Origin of the sequence: Mesorhizobium sp. (assembly GCF_017306585.1) — a bacterium.
In the GTDB taxonomy this organism is placed as follows: domain Bacteria; phylum Pseudomonadota; class Alphaproteobacteria; order Rhizobiales; family Rhizobiaceae; genus Mesorhizobium.
This window is the reverse complement of sequence record NZ_JAFKIC010000119.1, coordinates 77,377-103,248: the sequence shown is the minus strand read 5'-3', so window position 1 is coordinate 103,248 and position 25,872 is coordinate 77,377. Positions and strand designations below refer to the sequence as shown.

The window sequence follows — 25,872 nt, the reverse complement described above, 5'->3', positions numbered from 1 at the left end:
GACGATGGTGGCGATAAGGGGCGTGTCATGCGGCATTGTCTATGGAGCGCCTTTCAAGCTAGCGATGTCGGATGTGCGCCGCCCGAAGCCGCCGCCTATTTTGCAATATGGTGGATGGGATGACGATGATGCAACCCGCAGAGGCGCGAAAAATCGACGGCGGGGCCATAAAATGCGCCACCGGCGCCCGATGGGCCGCCGGTTCCGGTCCGGTCGAACGAGATTGGGCTCGATCGCGTCCCTTCCGTCAGGCCGCCTTCAGCAAGGCCTCGATCTCGAATACCGCATGGTTGGTCAGTGTCTTGGGAATCTCTGCCGTCACCTTGTCCTCGACCTCCTTGTGCAGTTTCTTGCGCATGGCGCCGAGCACCAGCGGTGGGGCCACAAGCACGAGGCTGTCGAATTCGCCCCGGTGAGCGAGCTTGTAGAGCCTGGCCGCGATCTCGTCGGCGAAACGCTCCTTGCCGATGCGATGCCAGTCGGTGTCCTCGACCGCGCTGCGGTGCACGGACGGGCCGTCATTGTACCGGCCTGGGCTGTCGCTTCCCTGGTCGCGGGTGGGCGGGTTTTCCTGCTCCATCACCTGAACGACTTCGAGATTGGGAAACTTGTTGTCGCCGGCGTTCTTCAGGAAGAGCGCTTTTTCACCATCTGCCACCATGATCCAGATGCCGTGCTTCAGATTGATCGTGTTCACGAACGCTCTCCTCTTGGGTTATGGACAGTGCCGCAACGCGCTTCGGCCCGCCAATGTTCCAACCCGCGGAGGTGCATCCGGGAAGACCTGCGTCGTCGGCGGCTTTAATCTACTGAATTGGTAGAAATTAGAAAAAAGCGTTTTGCGGGCGTGAGGGCCAACAGCTAAAAACGACCTGAAATCAAGGCTCGCCCCAGTGCCCCGCCACCACTGCGCATGCAGGTGTGGAATATTTTTCTCCCGCCTTTCGCGGTTGCGGAAAAGCGATTGCCTGCCATCACAGGATGCGCGAGTGCTTTGCTTCTGGTTTTTCGCGCCCGGGCGTAAAACTGCCAGACTGTTCCCGGATTGCTTTCCCGATGTCGCCAGCCAATGCCAAGCTCAACGCCTTTCCCGTCTTCATGCGGGTCGAGGGCGAAGCCGTGGCCATCGTCGGCGGCGGCGCGGAGGCTCTTGCCAAGGCAAGGCTGATTGCCCAATCGAGCGCGGCGCTTCGCGTCATAGCTCCGGTGATCGAGGTGGAGCTGGCGGCTTTCATTACGGAGGCCGGCGCCAGCCATGTCGCGGCGGCCTATGACGCATCGCATCTCGAAGGCACGGTCATGGTGTTTGCCGCCAGCGGCGATGAGGCGACCGACCGCCGCGTGGCCAGGGATGCGCGCAGGCTTGGCGTTCCGGTCAATGCGGTGGACCGGCCGGAACTTTGCGATTTCTTCACCCCGGCGCTGGTCAACCGCGCGCCGGTCGCCATCGCCATCGGCACCGAGGGAGCAGGGCCGGTGCTTGCCCAGATGCTGCGTGGCCGTATCGACCAGATGCTGTCGCCGTCGCTTGGATCTCTCGCCGCGCTCGCGGCCTCGCTGCGTGGCGCCGTCGAGAAACTTTTGCCCAGGGGGAATGCCCGCCGCCGGTTCTGGAACAGCTTCTTCCAGGGCGGCCCGGCGCATGCCATCGAAGCCGGCGAGCTTTCACGGGCGCATGACACGGCCGTCGATCTGTTGTTGTCCAGCGTACCCGCTTCGGGGCATATCGCGCTGGTGGGAGCGGGTCCCGGCGCCGAGGATCTGTTGACGCTGCGCGCGCATCGCCTGCTGCTGGAAGCCGATGTCATCGTTCATGACGCGCTGGTGCCGGAAGCGGTCGTCGCCATGGGCCGACGCGACGCCGAGCGCCTGCCGGTCGGCAAGCGCAAGGGCTGTCACACCAAGAGCCAGGCCGAGATCAATGCCTTGCTGGTCGAATTGGGCCGCGAGGGCAAGCGTGTCGTGCGGCTGAAATCAGGCGATCCGCTGGTGTTCGGCAGGGCCGGCGAGGAGATGGCGGCGTTGCGCGACGCCGGCATTGCCTATGAAGTGGTTCCGGGCGTCACCGCAGCCTTTGCCGCCGCCGCCGATTTCGAGTTGCCGCTGACGCTGCGCGGCGTTTCCTCGTCCATGGTGTTCACCACCGGTCACGACCTCAAGGGCAATTCGCTGCCGGACTGGGCCAAGCTCGCCATTTCGGGCGCCACGGTCGCCGTCTATATGGGCCGCTCGGTGGCCGCCGAAGTCGCTGGCCGGCTGATCGATGCGGGCCTGTCGCCGGATACGGCGGTCGCGGTGGTCGAGAATGCCAGTCTCGGCAATCGCCGCCGTTTCCATGGCACGCTTGCCGACCTGCCGTCGCTGGAAGTGCGCGCCGATCTTTCCGGCCCGGTCATGACCATTATCGGCGACGCCGTCGCCGGCGCCAATTTCGAGCGGTCCGAACCGCTCGCGGCACATCGGCACGAAGGCGCCGCGGCTGCCGCTGAAGGAGTTCAACCATGAAGATATTGACCGCCAACCGCCTCAGCGACGGCATCGCCGTCTGGTATGCCGATGGCGGCTGGGCCGAAACGGTGGGCCAGGCCGACCTTGCCCATGACAAGGCCGCAGAGGATCGCCTGGAGGCGATCGGCGCCAAGGCTTCCGCGAACAATGAAGTCGTCGACGTCAATCTGATCGATGCGGAAGTCGTGGACGGCGTGGTCGAGCCGGTAAGGCTGCGCGAAAAAATCCGTGCCGCCGGCCCGACCATCCGCAGCGATCTCGGCAAGCAGGCCGAACGGGCGGCATAGCCAGGACAGCAAATGAAACGGGCGGACGCGCCCTGAAAGACGAAGCATGTACCGTTACGATGAGTTCGATCACGATTTTGTCCAGGCCCGCGTCGCCGAGTTCAGCGACCAGGTCCAGCGCCGGCTGTCCGGCGAGATATCGGAGGACCAGTTCCGGCCGCTTCGGCTGATGAACGGCGTCTACCTGCAACTGCACGCCTACATGCTGCGCATCGCCGTGCCGTATGGCACGCTGAACAGCAGGCAATTGCGCATGCTCGGCCACATCGCGCGCAAATACGACAAGGGCTACGGCCATTTCACCACGCGCCAGAACATCCAGTTCAACTGGCCGGCACTGTCTGATATTCCGGCGATCCTGGCCGATCTGGCGAGTGTCGAAATGCACGCCATCCAGACGAGCGGCAACTGCATCCGCAACGTCACCGCCGACCATTTCGCTGGCGCTGCCGCCGACGAGGCCGCCGATCCGCGCCCCTACGCGGAAATCCTGCGCCAGTGGTCTTCCGTTCATCCGGAATTCTCGTTCCTGCCCAGGAAATTCAAGATCGCGGTGACCGGCGCCGAGCGCGACCGCGCCGCCATCCAGACGCATGACATCGGGCTGCACCTGAAGAAGAACGCCGCCGGCGAGCTCGGCTTTGCCGTCTATATCGGCGGCGGCCAGGGCCGCACCCCGATGGTGGCGAGGAAGATCCGCGACTTCCTGCCAGAGGCCGACCTTCTTTCGTACTGCACCGCGATCCTGCGCGTTTACAATCTCTATGGCCGTCGTGACAACAAGTACAAGGCGCGCATCAAGATCCTGGTTCACGAGACTGGCGTCGACGAGATCACCCGCCAGGTCGAGGCCGAATGGCAGGAATTGAAGGACGCCGAGCTTAAGCTGCCGGATGCCGATATCAGGGCCATCGAGGCATATTTCGCGCCGCCGGCACTTGCCGAGCGGCCAGAGGGCGACGAGGCGGTCAAGCTGGCGCGGCTGGATTCCAAGGGCTTCTCGCAGTGGCTCGACCAGAATGTGGTGACGCACCGCCATCCCGACTACGCGGCGGTGACGATCTCTCTGAAGGGCATTGGCGACGTTCCCGGCGACGCCTCGGACAGCCAGATGGAAGCGGTCGCCGACATCGCCGAGAAATACGCCTTTGACGAGCTTCGCGTCAGCCATGAGCAGAACCTGATCCTGCCGCATGTGGCGCGCGCCGACCTCAAGGCAGTGTATGATGCGCTGGTCGAGATCGGACTGGCGACGGCCAATTCCAACCTGATCTCGGACATCATCTCGTGCCCGGGCCTCGACTATTGCGCGCTGGCGACCGCGCGCTCGATCCCGATCGCGCAGGAGATTTCGCAACGCTTCGCCTCGCTGGAACGGCAGCGCGAGATCGGCGAACTGAAGCTGAAGATTTCGGGCTGCATCAATGCCTGCGGCCACCACCATGTCGGCCATATCGGCATTCTCGGTGTCGAGAAGAAGGGCTCCGAGCTCTATCAGGTGACGCTCGGCGGCTCTGCCGACGAGAACACCTCGGTCGGCGAGATCATCGGCCGTGGCTTCAGTTCGGAAGAAATCACGGACGCAATCGAGACGATCGTCGACACCTATCTCGGCCTTCGGCTCGGCCCGCAGGAAATATTCATCGACGCCTACCGCCGTGTCGGTCCCGCGCCGTTCAAGGAGGCGCTCTATGCTGGCGAAGCCAAGGCCGCTTGACCGTATCGCGGACGCCGAGGACGGCGCCGCCGCGAAGGCGGCCGGGCTCGATGCGCTCTACGGCCATCTGAAGCCGCTCGAGATCATCGAGCGTGGGGCCAACGATCTGTTCCATGACGAGATCGCGGCCGTGTCGTCCTTCGGCGCGGACTCCGCCGTGCTGCTGCACATGATATCTGAGGTCGACCGGTCGCTGCCGGTGATCTTCCTCGACACGGGCAAGCATTTCGAGGAGACGCTGGGCTACCGCGACGCGCTTGTCGCCGATTTCGGCCTGACCAACATCAGGGTGATCAAGCCGGAAGAGGCGGCGCTCGAACGGATCGACCCGACCGGCAATCTGCACCAGAGCAACACCGATGCCTGCTGCGACGTGCGCAAGGTCGAGCCGCTGGCCCGTGGGGTCGCGCCTTTCCGCGCCTGGTTCACCGGCCGCAAGCGTTTCCAGGCTTCGACGCGGGCGGCCCTTCCGGTGTTCGAGGCGGTCGGCCCGCGTATCCGCATCAATCCGCTGGCGCATTGGACGACATCGGACCAGGCGGACTATATGCGCGCGCATGCGTTGCGCGAAAATCCGCTGGTCGCCTATGGCTACCTGTCGATCGGCTGCTTTCCGTGCACGCAGCCGGTGCAGCCGGGCGAGGACGCACGCAGCGGCCGCTGGGCCGGTCATGCCAAGACCGAGTGCGGCATTCACCTGTCGGGTCTGGAGAAGTCGCTGACCGATGCATCCCTTTAGGATGTGCTGATAGTCAGGTGAGGCTGGCCTGCAAACGGCAGCTTCCTGCGCTTCCGGTGCTCACGTACTTCAAGTACGCTGCGCTCCGGTTCTCGGAAGCCGCCATTTTCGGCGCAGCCTGACCTGAATCTCAACGCATCCTTGGCTCGTTTGAATATTTGGGACCTTTTTTATGACCGAAACGACGACATCGGAGACCCGGCTCTGGACCCCGGAGGGTTTTCGCGAGGATGAATGGGCTCATGCCGAAGGCGCGGACGCGCTGGCGGGCAATGGCCGCTTCATCCTGCCGTTGCAGGCATTTCTGGGCCTCGACCCGGAAGTCCGCCGGTCGGCCAAAGAAAGGCTCGGCGTTCTGCTGCAGCCCGGCGACCAGCTGGAGAAGATAGCCGATCTGCTCGACCAGCTTTCGCTGGTCGCTCTCGCCTTCCCGGCCTTCAATGACGGCCGCTCCTTCTCCAAGGGCGAGCTGCTGCGCGCCCGCTATCATTTCGAAGGGGCGGTTCGCGCCACCGGCCAGGTACTGGTCGACCAGCTTCCGCATATGCTGCGGCTTGGTTTCGATGAGTTCGAGATTTCAAATCCGGTGCTGCTGAAGCGCCTGGAGGAGGGCCGCACGGGCGGGTTGGGACTTTACTACCAGCCCGCCGCCGTGACGGAACCCAAGGGACCGAAATATTCCTGGCGGCGCGTTCGAGGCAGCTGACGCCGCGGCAGTCCGGCACGTCTTTACATCGTTTGCGATCGGGCTTTCTCTGATCATCCGGACGGAAACATCCGCCTGATGATCGGGGAGGGTCTTCATGCGCTACGACTATGTCATTGCCGGTGGCGGGTCCGCCGGTTGCACGCTCGCGGCGCGGCTCTCCGAAGATCCGTCGAAAACGGTTTGCCTGATCGAGGCCGGCGGCGAGGGCAGAAATCTGCTCATCCGTGCTCCGGCAGGTATCATCGCTCTGTTGCCGGGCCGGCCGAAGATCAGCAACTGGGCATTCGAAACCGTGCCGCAAAAGGGCCTGAACGGCCGCAAGGGCTACCAGCCGCGCGGCAAGGCGCTCGGCGGTTCCAGCGCCATCAATGCCATGCTCTATGTCAGGGGGCACCGCGCCGACTACGATGAATGGGCCGGACTCGGCTGCGACGGCTGGTCGTGGGACGAGGTTCTGCCCTACTTCCGGCGCGCCGAGGGTAACCAGCGCGGCAGCGATGGCCTGCATGGCGGGGACGGGCCGTTGCGGGTGGCAGAACAGCAGGAGCCGCGGGCGCTCTCAAGGGCCTTTGTGGAGGCGTGCGGGGAGAACCAGATTCGACGCAACGACGATTTCAACGGACCGGAACAGGAAGGCGCCGGCCTCTATCAGGTCACGCAATTCTGGGGCGAGCGCCGCAATGGCGAACGCTGTTCGGCGGCATCGGCCTATCTCTATCCGGCCGCGACCCGGCCGAACCTGACCGTCATCACCGGAGCGCAGGCTACCGGCATCGTCCTTGACGGCAAGCGGGCGACAGGCGTGCGCTACCGCAAGGGTGACAGCGAGGCTATCGCGCAGGCCACGCGCGAGGTCATCGTCTGCGGCGGCGCTTTCGGTTCTCCGCATCTGCTGCTGCTGTCCGGTATCGGTCCCGCCGCCGAGCTCGCCGCGCACGGCATAGCCGTCGCGCACGACATGCCCGGCGTCGGCAAGAACCTGCAGGATCATCTCGATTTCATCCTGGGCTGGACATCGAAGGACGCCGACATGATGGGCATCGGCCTGCGTGGACTGCCCGCGCTGTTGCGGCATATGTGGCGCTGGCGAAGGGATGGCGGCGGCATGATCGCCACGCCCTATGCGGAAGGCGGCGCTTTCCTCAAATCCGATCCGGCGATCGACCGGCCCGACCTGCAATTGCATTTCTGCATCGCCATCGTCGATGATCACGGCCGCAAGCTGCATATGGGTTACGGCTTTTCCTGCCATGTCTGCGTGCTCAGGCCGCACGCGCGTGGCGAGGTCGGGCTGGCGAGTGCCGATCCGCTGGCGCAGCCGCGCATCGATCCGCGCTTCCTGTCCGACGAGCGGGACGCGGAGCTGCTGCTCAGGGGTGTCCGGATGATGCGCGGCATATTGGAGGCGCCGGCGCTGGCCAAATACCGCCACAAGGAAATCTACACCGCCGGAGCTATGACGGACGCGGAACTGATGGCCCATATCCGGGCTCGCGCCGACACGATCTATCATCCGGTCGGCACCTGCAAGATGGGCATCGACGACATGGCGGTGGTCGATCCGCAATTGCGGGTGCGCGGCATGCAGGCCTTGCGCGTCGTCGACGCGTCGGTGATGCCGAGGCTGATCGGCGGCAACACCAATGCGCCGACCATCATGATCGCCGAGAAGGCAGCCGACATGATCAAGGCGGTTGCCTGAAAGCATCTCTGGTCGAGCCAGTTTTGCGCATTCTACTTGATTGTAGGCCGTATCTGAAATGATCGGCAAAGCTTCTTCAAAACTGGTCGTACCAATTGTGCGATTTGAGCTTTCCCTTTTCCTGTCCTGCCCTTAGGATGGGAGTATTATTTCGTATCTCGAAATAAATAGCCGTAAGGGGAGGAACCGGAATGGCTGGCAAGAAGATATTGATGCTCGTTGGCGAGTTCAGCGAGGAATACGAGATTTTCGTTTTCGAACAGGCCATGCATGCGGTCGGCCACACGGTGCATGTCGTGTGCCCGGACAAGAAAGCGGGCGATGTGCTGAAAACGTCGCTGCACGACTTCGAGGGCCACCAGACCTATACGGAAAAACTCGGCCACGATTATATTCTCAACAAGACCTTCGCGGATGTCGATCCGGCCAAATACGACGCCGTCTACGCGGCGGGCGGGCGCGGGCCGGAATACATCCGTATCGACAAGCGGGTGCAGGCGCTGGTGCGTCACTTCCACGAGGCCGGCAAGCCGATCTTCACCATCTGCCATGGCGTGCAGATCCTCATCGCTGTCGACGGCGTGGTGCGGGGCAGGGAAGTGGCGGCTCTTCACTATTGCGAGCCGGAAGTGACGCTTGCCGGCGGTACCTATATCGATGTTGCGCCGACCGGCGCCCATGTCGACGGCAATCTGGTCTCGGCCAAGGGATGGCCGGGCCTGTCCAACTTCATCCGGGAATGCCTGAAGGTGCTGGGCACGGAGATCCGCCACGGCGAAATCCTGATGCGCGGCGAGCGCCAGGCGGCCTGAGCGAGCAGAAAAAGTGCCGCCGCGCCATCGGTGCGGCGGCTGGCTTCAGGCCACCATCCGCGCCTCGCGGAACGATACCAGCTTGCGGCGGCTCTCGTCCCAGAGCGCCAGCTTGACGCAGCGCAGGCTGTCGAGAAGCGTGACGCGGCCAATGCCGCGCAGCTCGGGATAGTCCCGCAGCACTTCCTGCAGCCGGTAGCCCGGTACCTTCGCCGAGAGGTGATGGACGTGATGGACGCCGATATTGCCGGTGAACCAGTTCAGCAGCGGCGGTAGGTCGTAATAGGACGAGCCATGCAGGGCGGCGTGCTGGAACTCCCAATCGTCATCCTTTGCCCATTCCGTTTCCTCGAACTGGTGCTGGACGTAGAACAGCCAGACGCCTGCCGAACCGGCAAGGATGACGATCGGCAGATGGACGACGAGAAAGGCGCCCGGCCCGATGGCCCAGATGAGCACCGCCGCCGCAAGCGCTATGGCGAGATTGGTGGTCATGGACGACACCCAGGGCGTGAGCCCGGCGCGCATCATGCCGACCGGCAGCCTTTGCGAGAAGATGAACAGCCAGATCGGACCGAGGCCGAACATCACCAGCGGATGGCGATAGAGCCGATAGGCAAAGCGGCCGCGCCATGACATCCGGCGGTATTCGGCGACGGTCAACGTCTTGATATCACCCATGCCGCGCTCGTCGAGATTGCCGGCACTGGCATGATGCACGGCGTGCGCGCGCCGCCAGCAGTCGTAAGGCGTCAGCGTCAGCACACCCAGCGCGCGCCCGATCCAGTCGTCGGCATGGCGATTGGCAAAGAAGGAGCCGTGTCCGCAATCGTGCTGAATCATGAAAATCCGCACCAGGAAACCGGCCGCCGGAAGGATGAGGACCAGTCCCCACCAATGGCCATAGGCATAGGCGGCCGCCGACATGGCCCACAGCGTGGCGAACGGAATGAGGGTTATGGCGAGTTCGAGGGCGCTGCGGCGCCTGTCCGGCTTCTTGTAGCGCGCCAGAATCTTCAACCAGGCGCGCTTGCTGTTGGCGGCCGCATCGGGGGAAATCATGTTCATCAGGAACCATAGGCGGAGGCAAACCGCCACCGCAAGGTGGATATCACGCGAAATTACTGAGTGTAATTGTCGCGCGATAAGCTCCCTGGACCTCCGGTCCTGAAACTCCGCGACACGCCGCCCAATCGGGCTGTGAGGGCCGCCTTACTGACGCCTGACGCCGACGCTGTTGCCTTCCACGCCGTCGAGGCGGTCGAGCAATTGCCTGAAGCGGTCGGGAGTGTCGGTTTCGGTGCTAAAGGTCGGCAAGGAGCGCAGAAAGCGCGTCATCGCCTCGGCGCCGAACTGGCGCCTGACTTCGCTGGCGAGCATGTCTCCCTTTTTGGCGTTGTCGCGGGTCATCATTCCAAATTCCTGTGTCGGCTCCGAAACTCCTCCAGTAAGGGAATGGTTCCCCCATCACGCTCTCGTGGCAAGCAAAGCCGGCCGGTAAGGTAAAATTTGAATTAAAAGCCGCATATCGCCATTGGGCACCGGCGATGCCCCACCGAAGGCTTCAAGGTCGCTTTCCCCTTGATTTTTGACCTGCGAACCTCGATATCGGGCACAAAATCCATACCATTCGAGATGACGGGAAACGGCGATGAGCGACCAGGCAAAAGACGAACGCGCGCCCAATGAAGCCGATGCGGCCGAGGCCAATGCCGAGCGCACGGAAGGCGGCATCGATGGCGACTATGAAGCGCTTGTACGGCTGCTGAAGGAAAATGAAGAGCTGAAGGACCGCGCGCTGCGCGTTGCGGCCGAGATGGAAAACCTGCGCCGCCGCACGGCGCGCGACGTGCATGACGCGCGCACCTACGCGGTCGCGAATTTCGCCCGCGACATGCTGTCGGTTTCGGACAATCTGCGCCGTGCGCTCGACGCCATACCGGCCGAGGCAAAGACTTCCGGGGACGCCGGCTTCAAGGCATTGATCGAAGGTGTCGACCTCACCGAGCGCGCCATGCTGTCGGCGCTGGAGCGTCACGGCGTGAAGAAACTCGCTCCGGAAGGCGAGAAGTTCGATCCCAACTTCCACCAGGCGATGTTCGAAGTGCCCAATCCCGATGTGCCCGCCAACACGGTGGTCCAGGTCGTGCAGCCGGGCTATTCGATCGGTGAGCGCGTGCTGCGTCCCGCCATGGTGGGCGTCGCCAAGGGCGGACCCAAAGTCGCCGCCGGGGCGCCCGTCGAGCCGGGGCCGGTCAACGAGCAGGCCGAGAAGGACGCGTAGTTCAGGGATTAGGCAGTAGGCAGTAGGGGCGTATCAATCCGACGGCTTCGTGTTAGTTTGATCCCTACTGCCGTATTCCCTACTCCCTACTGCCTCATCCTATGAATCCCATCGCCCTACTCGACTATGCCGGCGTTGCCGTTTTCGCGGCCACCGGGGCGTTGGCGGCTTCGCGCAAGCAGCTCGACATTATCGGCTTCCTGTTCCTGGCCAGCGTCACCGGTATCGGCGGCGGCACGTTCCGCGACCTTATTCTCAGCGTGCCGGTGTTCTGGGTGACGAACCGGGATTATCTGCTGATCTGCGCGGTCGTGGCGGTTCTCGTCTTCTTCACCGCGCACCGCGTCGAATCCCGTTACAAGCTGCTGCTGTGGCTCGACGCCATCGGGCTGGCCGCCTTTTCGGTTATGGGCGCGGCCAAGGGACTGGCGATCACCGGCTCGCCCGCGGTTTCGGTGATTACCGGCATGCTGACGGCGACCTTCGGCGGCATATTGCGCGATCTCCTGGCCGGCGAGCCTTCGGTTCTGCTTCGTCCCGAAATTTATGTCACCGCCGCCCTCGTGGGCGCCGCTGTCTTCACGGCTGGCGACGTGTCCGGCCTGCCGTCGCTGGTTTCCAGCCTTGCGGGGTTCGTGGCAGCCCTTGTGGTGCGCGGCGGCGCGCTCAAATTCGGCTGGTCGTTTCCATCCTACAAAAGCCGCCCTGGCAGGCGGCCCGAGGATATTCCCTGAATTCAGCCCTTGGCGCCCCGCCAAGTCTCAACCAGCTTCTTCGGCGCCAGTCTGAGCCAGGCCTGCTCCAGCCGATGCTTCAGCTCATCGGGTCCTATTTCGCTCAATCTCACGAGCAGGGCCGGCCAGCCCTTGTAATGGTCGGTCTCGAAATAGATGGACGGCGCCGCTTCCAGCAGCATCTCCTTCTCGTCGAGCGGGCACATCAAAACGATCGTCTCGGCGTCCTTGACGCGTGCGATTAATTTCTTGCCGACCTTGAGCGCCGGCGTGCCGTAGGAGGTCGTCTCGACAATTTCCAACAGGCCGCCGGCCGCGCGCCGCAGCACGTCGAACGCGGCCGAAAGGTCGCCGTCAGGCGGCGAAGCGCTGCCCTTCACCGCCATAGTAATTGACGTAACGGGCGCCGATTTCCTTCACCGGCATCACCACGAAGACGTCGACGGTCGAGAATTCGCGGTCGATGACACAGCCGTCGCCGATGCGGGCGCCGACGCGCAGATAGCCCTTCACCAGCGGCGGCATCGCCGCGATCGCCGCCTTGGTGTTGACCGCCTCGATCGGCATCAGGTCCATGGAGCAATAGCGTCCGGACACCGCGCGCACGTCCCAGGCCGAGTTGGTGCGGCAGTGATGGGCGAGATAGGTGAGCGCCTCGGCATGCGCCGCCGGTACGGTGCCGTGGAAGGACGCGCAACCGGTCATCACGCCGATTTCATAGTGATTGATGTAAGCCCAGATGCCTTGCCACAACGCCTCGATGGTGCGCTTCGAGCGGTATTCGGGCAGAACGCAGGACCGGCCGAGTTCGAGAAAACGCTGGCCGGGGTGACGGGCGATAAGCTTGGTAAGCTCGAATTCGCCTTCGGAATAGAAGCCGCCGGCGGCGGCCGCGATTTCTTGCCGCAGCAAGCGATAGGTGCCGACGATGCGGCGATGCTCAGGGCCGGAAATCGAATTGTCGAAGACGAGCAGGTGATCGCAGAGCGGATCGAACCGGTCGGCGTCACGGCGATCCTGCACCTGGAACAGGTCCTTCCTGGCGCCGAGCTCGTCGTAAAATACCCGGTAGCGCACTTCCTGCGCGGCCGCGATCTCGGCCTCGTTGCGGGCGAGCCGCACTTCGAGGTTGCCGATACGACCGAGCGCTGCGCCTTTTATGACGGAATCGACGTTACGTCCTGCAAGCATGGCGCTGCTGGCGTTCGGCCGAGTGTCACATTCCGGCATAACTGTATGCACGAGTGATTCTCCTTCGAGCCATCCCTCTTGGCACGGGGATACGGTGTAGGTGCAACAGGATTGTGACAGTACCGTGATACGGCGTCGCGGGCAATACTTCGTCGGCTGGCGAAAACGATCAACCGGCTACGTTGCGTGAAGCGATGCGGCCGTGCGCCGGAAAAAATCGGCTCAGGCGGCGACCTGGCCTTCGACCGCGTTGACCAGCGCGTCGGGGTCGAGCGGCTTGGTGACGAAGCCGCTGGCGCCGTGGGCAAGCACCGTATGGCGGGTCTTTTCCTGGCTGTCCGCCGACAGCACCATGATCGGCACGGGCGGTACGGCGGTTTCCTCTTCATGCCGGCGGATCGCGGCAATCGCATCCAGCCCGTCCATGACCGGCATATGGAGATCCATCAGCACCACGTCGTAGCGATTCTTGTGCCCGGCACTGGTTACCGCCTCGACGGCGGCCTTGCCGTTGCCGACCACCTTGACGCGATGCCCTGCCTTCAGCAGCGTGGCGCGCGCCAGCATGGCGTTGATGTCGTTGTCTTCGGCGATCAGCACGGACAGGCCCTGCTGGCGCTCATTTGGGATGCGATGGGACGGCGCGCGGCGTTTTTCCTGCGGCGGCTGTGCCGGCGCCGGCGCCTGGCTGCTCAAAAGGACACGCAAAAGTGTGCCTCCGCGCACCGGCCGGGCAAGGAAGGTCGCGTAACCGCTGGCGCGGAACTCGCCAAGCATGCCGCGATCGGTGGGCGCGATCAGCGTGATGGCTTCGCAATCGGAGAAGCCGCTCTGGCGTAGCCGCTTGAGCAGCCGTCCGTCACTTTCTTCCATGGCCGCGTCGACCAGAAGGACATCACAGCCGTCAGCCAGGGATGCCGCCTGCTGCGCGGTGGAGGCGATACCGGCCGTGCCGCCATTGGCGCGGATGGTGCGGGCGATGGCGTCGGCCTCGACGGTGTTCCTGGACAGGATTACGGCGCGCCTGCCCGCAAGCGCGTTCAGCCGGCCTTGCGGCGGTTCGGTCGCCGCCGTGGCCGGTATTTCGAAAACGAATTCCGATCCCTGGCCGAGCCGGCTCGAGACCGAGATGGTGCCGCCCATGGCGGCTACGAGGCGCCTGGAGATGGCAAGGCCAAGACCGGCCCCGCCATGCGTGCGCGTGGAAGTGCCGTCGGCCTGCTCGAATTCGTCGAAGATACGCTCCATGTCCTCGTCGCGCAGCCCAGGGCCGGTGTCGGTGACAGCAAAACAGATGCGGTCGCTGGTCTCGGTGCGGGCGCGCGCGACGCTGACCAGCACGCCGCCGCTGTCGGTGAACTTGATGGCGTTGCCGATCAGGTTGAGCAGCACCTGCCTGACGCGGCCCGGATCGGCCGATATCATGTGCGGCACATCAGGCTCGACGTGGCAGCCGAGGCCGATATCCTTGGCGAAGGCGCGCGCGGCCATCAGTTCGATGATGTTGTCGGTGATCTCGCGCACCGACATCGGCTGCGGTTCGGGATCAAAGCGACCAGCCTCGATCTTGGAATAGTCGAGCAGATCCTCGATCAGCGCGAGCAAGGCGCTGGCCGAGGTCGAAATGGCCCCCACATAGGTCTGCTGCTCCGGCGACAGCCTGGTGTCGGCGAGCAGTCTGGCCATGCCCATGATGCCGTTCATCGGCGTGCGGATTTCGTGGCTGACGGTGGCAAGGAAGCGCGATTTGGCCTGGCTTGCGTATTCTGCCCGCTCGCGTGCGGTGATCAGGGAGGATTCGGCGCGCTTGCGGGCGGTGATGTCGCGGGCGATGGCGCGGTGCGAAACCGCGCCGCTGTCCTTGTCGCGCACCGACAGTTCGATCCACGAGAACCATCGCGGGCCGCTCGGGGATCGTATGGCGACGTCGGTGGAACTCAGGCACTCATGGTCGGAGAAGGCGGCGTCGGGGACGATGCCGACCTCGACGCCAAGTTCGGCCAGCGTCTTGCCGGCGAGGTCGCGCTGGTCGGCTTCGACGAGATCGGCGAAGACCTTGTTGGCGTAGACGATGTAGCCGTCGCGATCGCGATGGATTACGAGGTCGCCAAGCGCGTCGATCAGGCCGCGGAAGCGCTCTTCGCTCTCCTGCATTTCCCACATGCGGTCGGCCAGCGTCTCGATCTCGGCGCGGCTGCGCGCGGTGGTCTCGTCGAGCAGGGCGGAGGTCCGATGGACTTTGCGTCTGGCATGAAGGTGCATGGCGAGGCCGGCAAGCCCGGTCGCCAGCAAAGCAAGGCTGATGAAAGCAGGCGCTCCGGCCAGGTGCGCCATGCCGGCAAGCCCGACGATGGCAATGAATGTCAGCAAAAGCAGGGTTTCGTGCCCCCCGGCCTGTTGCCTGGGAACCAAGGGCGGCGCGACGACGAACCGCCGCGCCGGCGCGGGTACCGCATCGTCGTCGTCGCCCGTGTCCGCTTCTCGCATGCCGGATTGCGCGCTCATGCGAAATCCTTGGCAGAGGAAGATTAGGGAAGCCTGCGGGGGATCGTTCGAATTTTAGCGGATGGTGTTATTTGCGTCGGAAACCGGAGGTTTGTGGACGCAGGCGACCTTCCGGCCACCGCCCACTGTTCGAAAACCAGGTCACATATCGACCACGACGCGCCCGCGTATTTTGCCGTCGACAATGTCGCGCGCCGCGTCGATGATGCCGTCGAAGCCGATGGTGGTGGACAGGCTGGCGAGCTTGTGAACATCGAGATCGGAGCCGAGGCGCCGCCAGGCTTCCAGGCGGACAGGTTTCGGCGCCATCACCGAATCGATGCCAAGCAGGGAAACGCCGCGCAGGATGAAGGGCGCCACGCTCGACGGCAGGTCCATGCCGCCGGCGAGCCCACATGCCGCGACCGCCCCGCCATAGGACGTCATCGACAGCACATTGGCCAGCGTGTGGCTGCCGACCGAATCGATGCCTCCGGCCCAGCGTTCCTTGGCGAGCGGCTTGGCCGGCTGGTTGAGCTCCTCGCGCGATATCACCTCGGCGGCGCCGAGGTTGATCAGGTAAGGGCTTTCGGCGTTGCGGCCGGTCGAGGCAATGACGTGATAGCCGAGGCTGGACAGGATGGAGACGGCGACCGAGCCGACGCCGCCGGCCGCGCCGGTCACCACCACGGGCCCGCGATCGGGCAGGATGCCGTGGCGCTCCAGCGCCATAACGCAGAGCATGGCGGTATAGCCGGCGGTGCCGACCGCCATCGCGTCATGTGCGCTCATGCCTTCCGGCAGCGGCACCAGCCAGTCGCCATTGACGCGGGCGCGTCCCGCATAGGCGCCGAAATGCGTTTCGCCCACACCCCAGCCGTTCAGGATCACCTTGTCGCCCTTGCGCCAGCCGGCATGCGAGGACGAGACGACTGTGCCGGCGAAATCGATGCCCGGCACCAGCGGCCAGCGGCGGATCACCGGGGCCTTGCCTGTAATGGCCAGACCGTCCTTGTAATTCACGGTCGTTGCCTCGACCGCGACAGTGACGTCGCCCTCCATAAGATCGGCATCGGTCAGGTCGGTCACGGCTACCGACTGTCTTTTCTCGGCATCGCGTGAAACGAGGATGGCCTTGAAGATTTCAGACATCTTTTTCTCCGCGAACTTGCCTGGCGGGTGAACTGTGCGGCGCGTGGCGCCCTGGGTCAATCTTTGGAAGGTTTGGCGTCCGATGGTTTGGGCTCGCGCCGCCAGCCGATGAGTTCGTCGAAAACGACCAATGCCGCACCCACCGAAATGAAGGCGTCGGCGAGGTTGAAGACAGCAAACGACCAGACCGGCGTGTGGAACAGGATGTAATCGATGACATGGCCGTAAACGGCGCGGTCGATGAGATTGCCCAGCGCGCCACCGATGATCAGGGCAAAGCCGGTGCGGGCGACGATGTGGCCCGCGGGCGTGCGCGTGGCGAGATAGAGAACGAAAGCCACAACCAGCACGGCCACGGCCACCAGGCCGGTGTCGCCGAAGGAGGAGAACATCGAGAAGGCGATGCCGGTATTATAGGTGCGAAACAGCGCCAGGAACGGCACCAGGTCGATTTTTTCCTGAAAGGGCAGGGCGGTCTCGACCAGGTGTTTTATCCACTGGTCGAGCGCGATGGCCAAGACGACGAGCAGGGCGTAGGGGGACCACGATTTCAAGTTTGGATAGCCCTCATTTCGAGTCCGCGATGGGGTCGAGCTTCAGCGCGCCGCGCCGGATCTCGAACAGCATGATGCCGGTGGCGACGGCAAGATTGAGCGAATCGGCGCGGCCGGCCTGCGGGATCCGGAGTAACCTGTCGCAGCTTGCCGCCAGGGTTTCGGGCAGGCCCTGCTGTTCGTTGCCCATCATCAGCAACACCGGCCCACGCGAAAAATCGACCGAGCGATAGTCGACGGCGCCTTTCAGATGGGTGCCGACGACGAGGCCCGAAAAGCCGCCGCGCCAGGCGAGAAATGCCTCGGTGCTTGCCTTCGCCACCGGGACGGCGAAGATGGAGCCCATGGTGGCGCGCACCGTTTCCACGGAAAACGGATCGGTGGTGTCGCCGACCAGGATGACGCCCTTGGCGCCGACGGCATCGACGGTGCGGATGACGGTGCCGAGATTGCCGGGGTCGCGCACGCGGTCGAGCGCCACCCAGACATCGCCATTGTCGGCGCGGATGTCCTTCAGGGGCAGGAATTTCTGCGAGAAGACGCCGACCACCATCTGCGGATTGTCGCGGCGGGTGATGGCGACAAGCACTTTCTCCGAGACTTCGAGCACGGTGCCACCGGCGGCGACGGTGCGTGCCGCGACCTTTTCGACAGCCGGGTTGCCGCGCCCGGCCTTGGCGAACACAAGCGTCCTGATCTGCCAGCCGAGATCGAGCGCGTCGATGACCAGTTTCAGCCCCTCGGCCATGAAGGCGTTCTGCTGGTCGCGGAACTTCTTCAAGGCGAGCGCCTTGATGTCCTTGACCAGCGGATTGGCGAGGCTGGTGACTTCCTTAACCTGGCCCGGTGCCCCGGCATGCCGTTCGTTCATTTCAGGCCACCCAGCGCGAAAACAGTGAGGTCGACAAGGCCCGGCCGGCGGACTTTTCGCGGATGATCAATTCGCCCGATTCGACCCTGCCGCGCATGCCGGCAAAGGTGTCGCGCATCAAGGCGTGAATGGCGAAGAAGGAGGCGCGGATCGAATAAGCGGTCAGCACCACGGCAAGCGGCTTTGGCGTCAGGATAGCGCGGCAGAGATCGGTCAGCGCCGGCAGGTCGTCGAACAATTGCCAGACCTCGCCCTTGGGACCACGGCCATAGGCCGGTGGGTCGAAAAGCACGATGTCGTAACGGCTGCCGCGGCGCTCCTCGCGCTCGGCGAACTTCATCGCGTCGTCGACGATCCAGCGGATCGGCCTGGAACCAAGTCCGGCCATTTCCTGGTTCTCGCGGGCCCAGCCGATAGCCTTCTTGGAGGCATCGACATGGGTGACCTCGGCGCCCGCGCGGGCCGCCACCAGGGACGCAAGCCCGGTATAGCCGAACAGGTTCAGCACCTTGACCGGGCGTTTCGCGGCCTCGATCAGCCCGGCCATGTGGTCCCAGTGGGAAGCCTGTTCAGGAAAGACGCCGACATGGCGAAACGAGGTGAAGCGGCCGAGATAGTCGATGCCGTCATGTTTCATCGGCCAGGTTTCACCGAGCGGCATCTTGGGAAAGCGCCAGCGGCCGATGCCTTCCTCGTCGGTGTCGCCGGTGAAGATGGCGTCGGCGCGCTCCCACTCCTTCGCCGGAAGCGCCTTTTGCCAGATCGCCTGACCTTCAGGGCGCACGATGCGATAGGGACCGTATTGTTCGAGCTTTTCCCCGGCGCCGCTGTCGAGTAGCGCGTAGTCGGCATTGGGTGCGACTTCCAGGATCAGCGGCAATCGTTCGGCAGGCAGGGCGCCGTCGCGGCGGGCAAGAATGCGCGGCGGCGCTTTCTGTTCCGGCTGGTTATCCGTTTTTATCGCCTGTTGCTCACGCGGCCTTGCGTCCGGCCGGGCCGCTCCGCGATTCTCATGCGGACGCGCCTGTTGCGGACCGCCTTTCGCGGGCGGGCGGCTGTCGCGGCGTTTGTCGCGAAAAGACTTCAAGCAGGAGCATCTCCAAACGGCGTGCCGCTTTTGGCATAGGGCAACCGGCTACGCAACCAAGTCCGCCGCCGCCGCTGGCGTTCATGTCGGCAAGGAATGGACCAATGTCAAAGAAACGGGCAAATCTGGCTCATGTCACGCTCCGAACGCCTGCTCGACCTCATCCAGTGCCTGCGACGGCACCGCCGTCCGGTGAGCGGGCGGACGCTGGCCGATGAACTCGGGATTTCGATCCGCACGCTTTACCGCGACATCGCCACCTTGCAGGGGCAGGGCGCGCCGATCGAGGGTGAGGCTGGACTGGGCTACGTGCTCAAGCCCGGCTTCATGCTGCCGCCGCTGATGTTTTCCGACGAGGAGATCGAGGCCATCGTGCTCGGCTCGCGCTGGGTGGCCAAACAGCCGGACCGGCGGCTCTCCGACGCGGCCTCCAACGCGCTGGCCAAGATCGCGGCCGTCCTGCCGCAGGATTTGCGTGAGGATCTCGATGCCTCGACGCTGCTGGTCGGGCCGCCGGCTTCGGCCATAGAGACCATCGATCTCGGCCTGGTGCGGCAGGCGATCCGCAACGAGCGCAAGCTGGCGTTTTTCTATCGCGATGCGGGCGGCGCCGCCTCCGAGCGCGTCGTCTGGCCGTTCGCGCTCGGCTTCTTCGATAAGGTGCGGGTGGTCGTGGCGTGGTGCGAGACGCGCCAGGATTTCCGGCATTTTCGCGCCGACCGCATCGCCGAACTGAAGATAATCGACACCCGCTACCCGCGCCGCCGCCACGCAATGCTCAGGGAGTGGCGGGCCACGCTCGACAAGCCTCGTGATCAGGCTGCTGCCAGAATCTGACAGTAGCCGGCCCTATGCTCTCCAAATCGAAACGCCAGATCCTGGAGACCAGACATGATCACCCCGAACTTCGTCATCCTCTATGTCGACCAGCCGCAACGCAGCGGCGCCTTCTACAGCGCGCTGCTCGGACGCGAGCCGGTCGAAAGCTCGCCGACCTTCGTGCTGTTCGTGCTCGACGGCGGGTTCAAGCTCGGGCTGTGGTCGCGCCATACTGTCGAGCCGGCTGCCGCGGCCGCTGGCGGCGGTTCCGAGATCGTCTTCGCGTTGGAGACGCCCCAGGCCGTCGATGCCACCCATGCCGACTGGTCGGGGCGCGGCCTGAACATCCTGCAAGCGCCGACCGACATGGATTTCGGCCGCACTTTCGTGGCGCTCGATCCCGACAATCACCGCTTGCGCGTTTACTGGTTGAATGACGCGGACCAGGCCGGCGGAGAGCAGAAATGAGCTCGAACTGGATCGCGGTAGCGTCCGCGCAGCATGTCCGGCGTGGCCGCAAGGAAGGCTTCATGCAGGTTAACCACGGCAAAGCGGCGCCGCTGCGCCGCATCAGGCCCGGCGATGGCATCGTCTACTATTCGCCGACCACCATTTTGGGCCAAAAGGACGGCCTGCAGGCCTTTACCGCAATCGGCACGGTGCGGGACGGAGAACCCTATCAGGGCGAGATGGGCGGCGGCTTCACGCCGTTCCGGCACGATGTCGAATGGGCGGCGGCTGAAGAAGCGCCGATCAAGCCGCTGCTCGAGCGGCTTGAATTCACAGCCGGCAAGCTGAACTGGGGATATCAGCTTCGATTTGGCCTGTTCCAGGTAAGTGCGGCCGATTTCGCGCTTATCGCGCAGGCCATGGGCGCCGTGATCGCGGTCGCCGCCTAGCCTCTCAGGGCCTCGTATACCGCGATGCCGGCGGCGAGGTCTTCAAGCGCCGCGCCGACCGACTTGAACAGCGTGATCTTGTCCTGGCTCGCGCGGCCCTTTTTCTCGCCGCGCGCCAGTTCATGCAGGTCGGCTATGATCGCTTCCGGCCTCAGCACGCCGGAGGCGAGCGGGATGACGATGTCGCCCGCTTCCTTGGTGGCGCCGGCACGGGTGTCGACATAGACGCGTGCGCGCCTTATCGCGTCATCGTCGCTCTCGCGCATCGTCGGAGTGAAGCCGCCAACCATGTCGACGTGAGCGCCCGGTTTCAGGCGAGCCCCCTTTATCAATGGATCCGTGGCTATTGTGGCCGACGAGATGATATCGGCTTCGCTCAGCTCCGCGTCGAGATCGCCAGCCGCCTGCGCCGCGAAACCTTCCGCGCGCAGTTCCGCCGCGACCTTTTCGGCATTGGCCGGCGTGCGGTTCCAGATGCGTATGGCGGTGATCGGCCGCACGGCCGAATGCGCCTTGGCCAGAAACGGCGACAGCGCGCCGGCGCCGATCACCAGCAGCCGCGATGCGTCCTTGCGCGCCAGGTAGGATGCGGCCAGCGCCGAGGCGCAGGCCGTGCGCCACTGTGTCAGCCGCTGCCCGTCGATCAGGGCTTCTGGCTCGCCGGTGGCGCCGTTGAGCAGGAGATAGAGGCCCATCACCGCTGGCTTGCCGATGGTATTGTTGTCGGGCGAGACGGTGACGATCTTGACGCCGATATGGCCTCCGGAAGACGTGCCGGCGGCGTTGAAGTCGGTCCATGCCGGCATCAGCAGCAAGGTCGAGGCCGCTCCGTCGGGGCGCTCGACCGGATGATGATGCCTTACCGGCTGCACCGCACCCTTGCGAAAGGCCGCGCGCAATGTCTCGACCAGACCGGGGAAGGTAAGCGCACGATCGACCTCGGCGGCCGAAATGGTCAGCATGGAAAGCTCCGTGGAACGAAAATCGCCGGCCGGCGGTTCAAGGGGCCGGCTTCGGCAGCACCGGTCCCTGCGGCGCCGCGGGCGCGCGGCTGACCGCCTGGCGGAGGCTTTCCGCCTCGACACCACGCTGGCGCGCCAGCTTGCGGTAGCGGCCCTGCTTGACCCAGGTCGCCAGGCTGCCGACGATCATGCCGATGGCCAGGGCCAGGAACAGGAAGATGAACAGCGGCAGGCTGAGCGTCAGTTTCGGATTGCCGGGGTTGAACGGGTCGAGCGTGAAGGCGACCAGTTCGCGATTGGCGACGGCCAGCGCGATCAGGATGATCGCCAGGGGCACGAAGACCACGATGAGCATGAAGCGATTGAGCATGATATCTTCCGTCGCGAGCGGGCGGGACAGGGCCGTCCGGCGCTGATGTTGCGCCTACTTGCCGCCGTTCAGCCTTTCGCGCAATTCCTTGCCGGTCTTGAAGAACGGCACCCATTTCTCCTCGACCTCGACGGATTCGCCTGTGCGTGGATTGCGGCCGGTGCGCGCGGGACGGTTTTTCACCGAAAAGGCGCCGAAGCCGCGCAGCTCGACCCGGTTGCCCTCGGCAAGCGCGTCGGTGATTTCATCGAAGATCGCGCCGACGATGTTTTCGACGTCGCGCAGGAAAAGATGCGGATTGCGCGTGGCAATTATCTGCACAAGTTCGGACTTTATCATCAGACGGGTCCCCGTGAAGCAGTGCGGTCAAAATTATGAGGATGATTTTGTTGGCTTTTTCAGCAGTCCCAGACGGTCCTCAAGGGTGCCAGACCGAGACGAGACCGTCAAGAAACAAGCGGTCGGCGCCGAGTTCCTGGATGATGTCGCCACCATAGTCCGGCAGGCCGAGCGCGCTGCCGATGGTTTTCACCATGGCCTTCGACCACAGAAAGCTGCCGCGCCGCTCAGTGTCCTTCCATTCGACCACCTTGAGCTTGGCGTCCACACCCTTGGTCGCCAGCCAGTCGACCGCCTCGGTCTCGCCCCCGACGGCGTCGATCAGCCCGTTGGCGAGGCCTTGGCGACCGGTGAAGATCGAGCCGTCGGCAAGCGCCAGCGCCTGTTCGTGGGTCATCTTGCGGCGCTCCGCGACGATGCCGACGAACCAGTCGTAGCTGTCGAGGATGAGCTTGCGAACCATGGCGCGCTCGTCGTCATTGGTCGGCTTGAAGGGCGAGGGCGAAGCCTTGAGCGGCGAGGACTTCACTTCTTCCAGCTTGACGCCGAGCTTGTCCATCAGGCCGCTGACGTCAGGATACTGGATCAGCACGCCGATTGAGCCGACGATCGAGGTCTTGCGGGCAACGATGTGGTCGGCCGCACTTGCGATCATGTAGCCGGCCGATGCGGCAAGCGTGCCGACCTCGGCCACGACAGGCTTGTCGGCGGCCACCTTGCGCACTTCCTCGTAGATCTCTTCACCGCCAACGGTGGTGCCGCCGGGTGAGTCGATCGCAAGGATCACGCCCTTTACCTTCGGCGATTTGCGGATGCTCTCCAGCCGCTTGATCAGTTCCTCGTCCTCGGTGATCGTGCCTTCGATCTTGACCTTGGCGATATGGTCGACCGCGGAGCCGCCGAGATCGTCGCGATAGAACCATGCCGACAGCGCGATCACGCCGAGCGCCACGATGCCCAGGGCAACGACACGCCAGAAGGTCAGCTTGCGCCGCAAGCGGCGGCGGTCGATCAGGTCGTCGGCTCTCAATGCCATGGTCAGCCTCTCAGTCGGCGGGAAGAGACGCTTTTAGACCATGACGTCTCCATCGGGAAGCAGTTCCGTCTTCCCTATGGCGCGGCAATCCGCGCGGGCGGCCCTCATGCTGTACGTTTTGTGATTGGCCCGCGTCACGGGCGCAAGGTAAGGGAGAGCAACCATGGTGATGAAAAACGACGCAAAGACGTCTATTTCTGCTATGAAGCACGGGCTGTTGTGCTGATCTGGTTTTCGCCTGTACAAGGACAGCTGTCACATTTTTGCGGTTTTCGTCGGCTTGTGCTTGCGTGAGGGCACTGGCGTCCCACCTATAGGCGGTATTCCCCGGCGGGCGGGATTTTAGAAGAAAGCAGTCATGTTAGCGCGATCGAATGAACCGACCAGCCCGGAGACGGAGTTGGCTCCCCCGGCGGACGGCCGGTCGCGCAGCGATGCGTTCGACCGCGCCCAGCGTCATTCGCGCCGTGTGCGGGTGCTCAAATTCGCCGTGCCGCTGGCCGCGGCGTTGATCGCCATCGCCTTCCCCGTCTATTCCTACCTTGCCGCACCCGTCTCCGTTGCGGTGCAGGCGGAAGGCACGGCCTTTTCAAACGGCAAGCTGGTGATGGCCAATCCCAAGCTCAACGGCTTCACCAAGCAGAAACAGCCCTATTCGATGACCGCGCTGCGGGCCATACAGGATGTGAACACGCAAGGCATCATCGAACTCGAAGGCATCGACGCCAAGGTGCCGATCGCTCCCGACAATGTCGCGGCGGTAACAGCCTCGCGCGGAACCTACGATCGCGAAGGCAATACGATGAAATTGAACAGCGACGTCACGATCACCACGACCGACGGCATGCAGGCCAAGTTCAAATCGGTCTTCCTCGACATGGGCAAAGGCACTATGAAGACGGATGATCCCGTCGATGTCAGCCGTGGCGGGTCACAGATCACTGCGAATTCCCTGACGGTCCAGGACAATGGCAAGATCCTGGTGTTCGAGAACAGGGTGCGCGTCAACATCGATCCTGCCGCTCTGAAGGCGGCTGAGGCAGAGGGCAAAGAAGCGAATGTGGCTCAATAGTTCAATACGGCTTGCGGCCGCGACTTCGGCGCTACTCCTGCTGGGCCTTGTGCCGTCGCTGGCGCAGTCGGGCGCCACCAGTCAGGTGTCAGGCCTGAAACTGGCGGGCGACAAGCCGATCCAGATCGAAAGCGACAAGCTGGAAGTCCGGCAGGCCGAAAATGTCGCCATCTTCACGGGCAATGTCACCGTCGTCCAGGGGCCGACACTGATGAAGGCCGGCAAAATGATGGTCTATTACATCAAGGATCCCAATGCCGCGGCCAAGGGCACGGAAGCCGCCGGCGCTGCGATGACGGGCTCGGCCAACATCGACCATCTGGAAATCTCCGACAAGGTCTACATCAAGTCGGACCAGCAGGTGGCGACCGGGGATCAAGGCAGCTTCGACATGAAGAGCCAAGTTCTGGTGCTTTCGGGCAAGAAGGTCGTGCTGTCGCAAAACGACAACGTGCTGGTGGGCTGCAAACTCACCGTGCAGATGAAGAGCGGGCTGGCCCAGGTCGATCCGTGCGCTGGGCAGCGCGTCCAGATGTCGATCACGCCCCCGCCGAAATCGGATGGGTCGAAATCGGGAGCGACGAACCCCTGATGGCCAGCCTGTCGTCGCTGACGGCGCGTCTTCCGGGACGGGCCGCCGGCAAGATTTCGGCGCCGGCCACGGTGACCGTCGATGCGGGTAAATTCAAGGGAACCTTGATCGCCAAGGGCCTGACCAAGAGCTACAAGGGCCGCAAAGTCGTCAGCGGCGTGACCATCGGCGTGCGCGCCGGCGAGGCCGTCGGGCTGCTTGGCCCCAACGGCGCCGGCAAGACGACCTGCTTCTATATGGTCACCGGGCTGGTGCCGGTGGACGAGGGGTCGATCGAGATCGACGGTTTCGATGTCACCTCGATGCCGATGTACCGCCGCGCGCGCCTCGGCATCGGCTACCTGCCGCAGGAGGCCTCGATCTTTCGCGGGCTGAATGTCGAGCAGAACATCCGAGCCGTGCTCGAAGTGGTCGAGAAGGACCGCAAGGTCCGCGAACGCAACCTCGACGAACTGCTCGAGGAGTTCCACATCAGCCATCTGCGCAAGTCGCCATCCATGTCGCTGTCCGGCGGCGAGCGGCGGCGCCTGGAAATCGCACGCGCGCTGGCGACGCGCCCGGCCTACATGCTGCTCGACGAGCCGTTCGCCGGTATCGATCCGATCGCGGTGGCTGACATCCAGCAGCTGGTGCGCCACCTGACGGCACGCGGCATCGGCGTGCTCATCACCGATCACAATGTACGCGAGACGCTGGGCCTGATCGACCGCGCCTACATCATCCACGCCGGCCAGGTGCTGACCCATGGCCGGGCCGACGAAGTCGTGGCGAATCCCGACGTTCGGCGGCTCTATCTCGGCGAGGGTTTCACGCTGTAGGCGGCTCGCCGCTTCATGGAGCGGCGGCCATCCAGTCTCCTTGTTTTTTGGCGCAATGGCGGGATCGGTTTCGCTTCCCGGAAAATTGCTCTGCTTGGAAAAATTGTTTCCTGGCGCGGCTTTTTGCGTGCGGC

At 64.0% G+C, this 25,872-nt stretch carries 29 protein-coding genes; 15 read left to right on the top strand and 14 right to left on the bottom strand.

From position 1 onward, the window contains the following. Positions 1-247 precede the first annotated feature (247 nt). Positions 248-697 carry a host attachment family protein gene (locus J0I79_RS09655; RefSeq protein ID WP_292856860.1) on the bottom strand — a complete coding sequence of 150 codons (450 nt, stop codon included), beginning with the start codon at positions 695-697 and terminating at the stop codon, positions 248-250. A gap of 359 nt (positions 698-1,056) precedes the next feature. Between J0I79_RS09655 and cysG the strand changes: the two genes are divergently transcribed. From cysG to J0I79_RS09620, 7 genes are all read left to right on the top strand, one after another. Next, the gene (gene cysG, locus J0I79_RS09650; protein ID WP_292856858.1) at positions 1,057-2,505 is read left to right on the top strand and encodes a siroheme synthase CysG; all 1,449 of its coding nucleotides are present in this window, start codon (positions 1,057-1,059) and stop codon (positions 2,503-2,505) included. Next, positions 2,502-2,795 (top strand): DUF2849 domain-containing protein, encoded by a 294-nt coding sequence (locus J0I79_RS09645; protein WP_292856856.1) that lies wholly within the window; start codon positions 2,502-2,504, stop codon positions 2,793-2,795. The genes cysG and J0I79_RS09645 overlap by 4 nt, the downstream gene beginning before the upstream one ends. Before the next feature lie 46 nt (positions 2,796-2,841). Beyond that, positions 2,842-4,512 carry a nitrite/sulfite reductase gene (locus J0I79_RS09640; protein ID WP_292856854.1) on the top strand — a complete coding sequence of 557 codons (1,671 nt, stop codon included), beginning with the start codon at positions 2,842-2,844 and terminating at the stop codon, positions 4,510-4,512. Beyond that, positions 4,487-5,251, top strand: a complete 765-nt coding sequence (locus J0I79_RS09635) for a phosphoadenylyl-sulfate reductase (protein ID WP_292856852.1) — start codon at positions 4,487-4,489, stop codon at positions 5,249-5,251. Before J0I79_RS09640 ends, J0I79_RS09635 begins: the two co-directional genes overlap by 26 nt. 172 nt (positions 5,252-5,423) lie before the next feature. Then, the gene (locus tag J0I79_RS09630; RefSeq protein WP_292856850.1) at positions 5,424-5,957 is read left to right on the top strand and encodes a DUF934 domain-containing protein; all 534 of its coding nucleotides are present in this window, start codon (positions 5,424-5,426) and stop codon (positions 5,955-5,957) included. A gap of 97 nt (positions 5,958-6,054) precedes the next feature. Further along, positions 6,055-7,662, top strand: coding sequence for a GMC family oxidoreductase N-terminal domain-containing protein (locus tag J0I79_RS09625; RefSeq protein ID WP_292856848.1), 1,608 nt, complete (start codon positions 6,055-6,057; stop codon positions 7,660-7,662). Between the two features lie 191 nt (positions 7,663-7,853). Beyond that, on the top strand, positions 7,854-8,474 hold the full coding sequence (locus J0I79_RS09620; protein ID WP_292856846.1) for a DJ-1/PfpI family protein: 621 nt from the start codon (positions 7,854-7,856) through the stop codon (positions 8,472-8,474). Positions 8,475-8,519: 45 nt separating this feature from the next. On the opposite strand, the gene J0I79_RS09615 is transcribed toward J0I79_RS09620, so the two are convergent. Together J0I79_RS09615 and J0I79_RS09610 are read right to left on the bottom strand one after the other, a co-directional pair. After that, entirely contained in the window at positions 8,520-9,542 is a 1,023-nt protein-coding gene (locus J0I79_RS09615; protein WP_292856844.1) for a fatty acid desaturase, read from the bottom strand. A 144-nt stretch (positions 9,543-9,686) separates the two neighbouring features. Beyond that, positions 9,687-9,887, bottom strand: coding sequence for a hypothetical protein (locus J0I79_RS09610; protein WP_292856842.1), 201 nt, complete (start codon positions 9,885-9,887; stop codon positions 9,687-9,689). Between the two features lie 238 nt (positions 9,888-10,125). Here J0I79_RS09610 and grpE point away from each other — a divergent pair, with 238 nt between their 5' ends. Both grpE and J0I79_RS09600 read left to right on the top strand, forming a co-directional pair. Continuing rightward, a complete protein-coding gene (grpE, locus tag J0I79_RS09605) occupies positions 10,126-10,758 on the top strand; it encodes a nucleotide exchange factor GrpE (RefSeq protein WP_292856840.1) in 633 nt (210 codons plus the stop codon). Positions 10,759-10,859: 101 nt separating this feature from the next. Further along, on the top strand, positions 10,860-11,492 hold the full coding sequence (locus tag J0I79_RS09600) for a trimeric intracellular cation channel family protein (RefSeq protein ID WP_292856838.1): 633 nt from the start codon (positions 10,860-10,862) through the stop codon (positions 11,490-11,492). 2 nt (positions 11,493-11,494) lie between these two features. Here the strand turns inward: J0I79_RS09600 and J0I79_RS09595 are convergent, their stop codons facing one another. The 7 genes from J0I79_RS09595 to J0I79_RS09565 form a co-directional block, all read right to left on the bottom strand. After that, entirely contained in the window at positions 11,495-11,878 is a 384-nt protein-coding gene (locus J0I79_RS09595; protein ID WP_292856836.1) for an MmcQ/YjbR family DNA-binding protein, read from the bottom strand. Next, complete coding sequence (locus tag J0I79_RS09590) at positions 11,847-12,734, bottom strand: GNAT family N-acetyltransferase (protein WP_292856834.1); 888 nt, start codon at positions 12,732-12,734, stop codon at positions 11,847-11,849. The genes J0I79_RS09595 and J0I79_RS09590 overlap by 32 nt, the downstream gene beginning before the upstream one ends. A 171-nt stretch (positions 12,735-12,905) precedes the next feature. Next, a complete protein-coding gene (locus J0I79_RS09585) occupies positions 12,906-15,188 on the bottom strand; it encodes a PAS domain-containing hybrid sensor histidine kinase/response regulator (RefSeq protein WP_292856832.1) in 2,283 nt (760 codons plus the stop codon). Positions 15,189-15,329: 141 nt separating this feature from the next. Beyond that, a complete protein-coding gene (locus J0I79_RS09580; RefSeq protein WP_292856830.1) occupies positions 15,330-16,319 on the bottom strand; it encodes an MDR family oxidoreductase in 990 nt (329 codons plus the stop codon). A gap of 56 nt (positions 16,320-16,375) precedes the next feature. Continuing rightward, positions 16,376-16,873 carry a signal peptidase II gene (lspA, locus tag J0I79_RS09575; protein ID WP_292856828.1) on the bottom strand — a complete coding sequence of 166 codons (498 nt, stop codon included), beginning with the start codon at positions 16,871-16,873 and terminating at the stop codon, positions 16,376-16,378. A 13-nt stretch (positions 16,874-16,886) separates the two neighbouring features. Further along, positions 16,887-17,744: an RNA methyltransferase gene (locus J0I79_RS09570; RefSeq protein ID WP_292856826.1), complete on the bottom strand. Its 858-nt coding sequence runs from the start codon at positions 17,742-17,744 to the stop codon at positions 16,887-16,889. Between the two features lies 1 nt (position 17,745). Further along, positions 17,746-18,831: a class I SAM-dependent rRNA methyltransferase gene (locus J0I79_RS09565; protein ID WP_292856823.1), complete on the bottom strand. Its 1,086-nt coding sequence runs from the start codon at positions 18,829-18,831 to the stop codon at positions 17,746-17,748. 132 nt (positions 18,832-18,963) lie between these two features. Between J0I79_RS09565 and J0I79_RS09560 the strand changes: the two genes are divergently transcribed. Genes J0I79_RS09560 through J0I79_RS09550 form a run of 3 tightly spaced genes read left to right on the top strand, consistent with a single transcriptional unit; the run spans position 18,964 to position 20,549 of the window. Then, positions 18,964-19,668, top strand: a complete 705-nt coding sequence (locus J0I79_RS09560; protein WP_292856821.1) for a YafY family protein — start codon at positions 18,964-18,966, stop codon at positions 19,666-19,668. 54 nt (positions 19,669-19,722) lie between these two features. After that, positions 19,723-20,118: a VOC family protein gene (locus J0I79_RS09555; RefSeq protein ID WP_292856819.1), complete on the top strand. Its 396-nt coding sequence runs from the start codon at positions 19,723-19,725 to the stop codon at positions 20,116-20,118. Next, a complete protein-coding gene (locus tag J0I79_RS09550; protein WP_292856817.1) occupies positions 20,115-20,549 on the top strand; it encodes an EVE domain-containing protein in 435 nt (144 codons plus the stop codon). Before J0I79_RS09555 ends, J0I79_RS09550 begins: the two co-directional genes overlap by 4 nt. Here the strand turns inward: J0I79_RS09550 and J0I79_RS09545 are convergent. From J0I79_RS09545 to sppA, 4 genes are all read right to left on the bottom strand, one after another. After that, positions 20,546-21,511: an ornithine cyclodeaminase family protein gene (locus J0I79_RS09545; protein WP_292856815.1), complete on the bottom strand. Its 966-nt coding sequence runs from the start codon at positions 21,509-21,511 to the stop codon at positions 20,546-20,548. The genes J0I79_RS09550 and J0I79_RS09545 overlap by 4 nt on opposite strands. Before the next feature lie 37 nt (positions 21,512-21,548). Beyond that, positions 21,549-21,881, bottom strand: coding sequence for a DUF1049 domain-containing protein (locus J0I79_RS09540; protein WP_292856813.1), 333 nt, complete (start codon positions 21,879-21,881; stop codon positions 21,549-21,551). 54 nt (positions 21,882-21,935) lie between these two features. Then, entirely contained in the window at positions 21,936-22,220 is a 285-nt protein-coding gene (locus J0I79_RS09535; RefSeq protein ID WP_006200394.1) for an integration host factor subunit beta, read from the bottom strand. 79 nt (positions 22,221-22,299) lie between these two features. Beyond that, entirely contained in the window at positions 22,300-23,256 is a 957-nt protein-coding gene (sppA, locus tag J0I79_RS09530) for a signal peptide peptidase SppA (RefSeq protein WP_292856811.1), read from the bottom strand. 358 nt (positions 23,257-23,614) lie between these two features. Between sppA and lptC the strand changes: the two genes are divergently transcribed. Genes lptC through lptB form a run of 3 tightly spaced genes read left to right on the top strand, consistent with a single transcriptional unit; the run spans position 23,615 to position 25,738 of the window. Further along, a complete protein-coding gene (gene lptC / locus J0I79_RS09525) occupies positions 23,615-24,328 on the top strand; it encodes an LPS export ABC transporter periplasmic protein LptC (protein ID WP_292856809.1) in 714 nt (237 codons plus the stop codon). Next, positions 24,315-24,920 carry an LptA/OstA family protein gene (locus tag J0I79_RS09520; protein ID WP_292856807.1) on the top strand — a complete coding sequence of 202 codons (606 nt, stop codon included), beginning with the start codon at positions 24,315-24,317 and terminating at the stop codon, positions 24,918-24,920. Before lptC ends, J0I79_RS09520 begins: the two co-directional genes overlap by 14 nt. Continuing rightward, positions 24,920-25,738, top strand: a complete 819-nt coding sequence (lptB, locus tag J0I79_RS09515; RefSeq protein ID WP_292856805.1) for an LPS export ABC transporter ATP-binding protein — start codon at positions 24,920-24,922, stop codon at positions 25,736-25,738. Before J0I79_RS09520 ends, lptB begins: the two co-directional genes overlap by 1 nt. The last annotated feature ends 134 nt before the right edge of the window (positions 25,739-25,872 follow it).